The sequence below is a fragment of the Streptococcus oralis genome (genome assembly GCF_026782345.1).
Taxonomy (GTDB): Bacteria; Bacillota; Bacilli; order Lactobacillales; family Streptococcaceae; genus Streptococcus; species Streptococcus oralis_CK.
This window is the reverse complement of record NZ_JAKUWI010000008.1, coordinates 1-1122: the sequence shown is the minus strand read 5'-3', so window position 1 is coordinate 1122 and position 1122 is coordinate 1. Positions and strand designations below refer to the sequence as shown.

At 37.9% G+C, this 1122-nt stretch carries 1 protein-coding gene; it reads right to left on the bottom strand.

Annotated elements, in window-relative coordinates:
* Window positions 1–1079, bottom strand: a 1079-nt coding sequence (locus MK405_RS09450; RefSeq protein ID WP_326845817.1) for a putative cross-wall-targeting lipoprotein signal domain-containing protein, incomplete at its 3' end; no start/stop codon positions are given.
* Between the last annotated feature and the right edge of the window lie 43 nt (window positions 1080–1122).

The window sequence follows — 1122 nt, the reverse complement described above, 5'->3', positions numbered from 1 at the left end:
GCGTTACGTTGCTTAATCGCTTCATTTTCAGCTTGAATGGCTGTATTTTTAGCTGTGTTTTCTTTTACTGCTTTATCATAAGCCTCTTTAGCTTCCGCATTTGCCTTTTGAACTCGAGCCAATTCTGTCTGATAAGCTGCTAATTTAGCTTGATAATCAGCATCATTATCCGCCTTAGCTTTCTTAATAGCTGCAAGGTCTGCTTCATACTGCTTCATTGCCGCTTCATAAGTTGCTTTTGCAGTTTCATTACGTTGTTTAATCGCTTCATTTTCAGCTTGAAGCGCTGCATTCTTTGCAGTGTTTTCTTTTACTGCTTTATCATATGCCTCTTTAGCTTCCGCATTAGCTTTTTGTACTCGAGCTAATTCTGTCTGGTAAGCTGAAAGTTTATTTTGATAATCCCGTTGACTATCTTCGTTTGCTTTTTTGACAGTTGCTAAATCTTTTTGGTATTGCGCTAGCTTAGCCTCATATTCTGCTTTAGCTGTTGCATTAGCAGTGTTGATTTTTTCAACTTCTTCTTGATGACTTTTTAGATCTTTTTGATACTTGTCATCCGCTGCTTTGTTTTCAGCATTGATTTTATCTGTTTCTGCCTGATGAACTTCGACTTCTTTTTTATATGCTTCAGTTGTCTTCTTTATTTCTTTAGCCTGTTTAGCATAGTCGCTTTTAATCTCATCTTGTTTTTGAGCATTCTCTGTAGCAGTTGTGGCTGTTCCTTTGTCTTTTGTTTCATCTTGAGCTACCTTAACTCCTGCAGATTTTGCATCGGCAACTGTTTTATCCAAATCAGCTGATGATACTTCTACTGGCAAAGCTGAGTCTTTAGAATCAGCCTTAGCTTGGCTCTCTTTGGCAACTTGGCTCATTTCACCCTGAGCTTGTGGTAGATTTGTGGCTGGGTTTCCTGTAGTAGCCACCTCAACTGTACTTGTACTAGTTGTCTCTGTGACTTCATCAGCAAATACTGCTTTGTCTGCAAAAGCAATCAAAGCAGTTCCTAAAACAGCACCACACAAAGTTTTGGCAACCTTGCTTTTACGAAATCCATAGACTTCTTTTTTATTTTTCATTATAAGCCATTTCCTTATCTAAATTTAGTCGTTACTTCTTATA